Here is a 2,032-nt window from a genome sequence, read left to right as displayed (position 1 = left end):
CCGCCCCTCAAGCCATCGTCACGAACCGCTGTATCAGCGACGCGAAAAGCACCGCGAGCAACGGCAGCGAGAACCAGAAACTGCTCTGCAGCCACCGCTGCTGCCGCACGCTCGGCGCCGCCGCGACCCGCACCACCTCGCGCGTGGTGAGCAGCAGCACGAGCGCGACGGCCGAGAGCGCGCCCACCACCGTCCACGGCGTCCACGTCACCTTCGGCCCGACCGCCCCCGGATCCGCCTTCGGCACCGCGCCGTCCGGCCGCTCGCGCAGGCTGTAGAGGGTCGCGTCGTCGTTGGTGAGGACCTTCCTCAGCTCCCGGCGGTCGTCGAGATGGCGGATGAGCCGCGGCTCCCACGTCTTCGCGTAGCCCGCGTCCAGCTCGAGATAGGTCGACTGACCGCGGTTGATCATCAGATACGAGTGGGGCCCCGCGTCCTTAAGGGCCTTCACCAGGCCGGAGACGAGGACCGGGTCGGCGGGCGCCAGCGTGGGGACGTACTCGACCTTCTCCATGTCGCGGGTGCCCCACGGCATCGCGGGCGTCACGTTGTTCACCGTGTCGTTGCTCATCCACAGCAGCCGCACGGTCGGGTCGGCGTGCGCGTACACGTACTCCATGGCCGTGACCTCGCCGGGCCGGATCCGCTCGAAGGACTCGTTGCCCCAGCGCGCCACGAGGAAGCCGCCCATCAGGACGAGCCCGGCCATCAGCGCGGCGAGCGGCGCGAGGCTCACCCGGTCGCGGTCCCGCTCCTTCGCGGTGACGCCCGCGCGCGGGAACAGCGCGAGCCCGGCGAGCAGGGCCGCGCCGGGCAGCGCGAACATGAACACGCGCAGGGCCATCTCACCGCCGTACGACTGCATGCCGAAGCCGAGGAACGGCACGAAGGTCAGGACGAGCAGCGAGCGCTCGCTGTACCTGTAGAAGCGCCGCCGCCACCAGCCCCAGCAGGCGAACGCCATCACGCCGCCGGCCATCGCCACGCGCACGTACAGCACCAGCTGATGGGTCGAACTGCCGCCCTCGATGCGCCCGGAGACCGACGACGACACATTGCCGCCGACGCCGCCGACCCCGCCGAACAGTTCGTTGAAATGCCCCGACCAGTACGGCTCGGCGAGGAAGCCGAGCCAGACGACGACCATCACCCCGAAGAGCATCGGCAGGCCGCGCAGCTCCGAGCGCCCGATCAGGACGAGCACCGCGAGCACCCCGAGCATCACGAACGGCGTCAGCTGGTGCGCGGGCACGGTCGCCGAGAAGAGGCCCACCAGGACGAGGAGCAGCACCGCGCGCTCCCCGCGGCCCGTCGGCTCGACCTCGCTCTCGCCGGGCCGCCGCTTCGCCCACAGCACGCGCGGGGCGCGGAACCACACCAGGAGTACGGCGACGAAGGCGATGTAGAGCAGATAGGTGAAGCCCTGCGGGGAGAAGTAGTCCTGGCCGACCCAGCCGCTCAGCACGAAGATCCACAGCCCCGCCCACTTGGCGCGCCAGGCCGCCCGCATCGAGCGCACGAGCAGGAACATCGGCGCCAGATAGAGCAGTTGCATGGCCATCGGCCACCAGCGGATGACCTCGGTCATGTCCGAGACGCCGCACGCCCTCGCGACGAACGTGGCCGCTGCGAAGAAGCCGGGCCAGCTCCAGCGCGCGTCCAGGTCGGGCACCGCGGTGCCGGTCCGGTCGATGTACTCCATGAAGCCCAGGTGCTGCCAGGCCGTGGCGAACCGGGGCTCGGTCTCGATGACCGCGGGCAGCGCGTGCAGCGACACGACCGTGGCGAGCAGCGTCACCAGGAGCAGGCCCTTGATGGGCCGGTCCATCCAGAGCAGTACGGCGAAGACGACGACGAGCAGCGCGGCGCCGAGCAGCGTCGGCGCGGGCAGTACGGAGATCAGGCCGAGCCCGCCCATGTCGTCGAGGTCCCGCTCGCCGAGGCCGAGGACGGGCACCCAGTACAGGGCGAGCGCGGCGGCGAGCAGCAGCGCCATGACGAGGACGCGCGGGCGGGACGGGTGCGGGTAGGC

The 2,032-nt window shown here is 71.2% G+C and carries 1 pseudogene; it reads right to left on the bottom strand.

Annotated features, from left to right (window positions below):
- Positions 1–7: 7 nt before the first annotated feature.
- Positions 8–2,032: pseudogene (locus GKQ77_RS32115) on the bottom strand (lipopolysaccharide biosynthesis protein); the annotation flags it as partial.

Source organism: Streptomyces anatolicus, assembly GCF_019400875.1.
Classification (GTDB): Bacteria; Actinomycetota; Actinomycetes; order Streptomycetales; family Streptomycetaceae; genus Streptomyces; species Streptomyces anatolicus.
The sequence above is the reverse complement of the archived record's forward strand: the minus strand, read 5'-3'. Positions and strand labels throughout refer to the sequence as shown.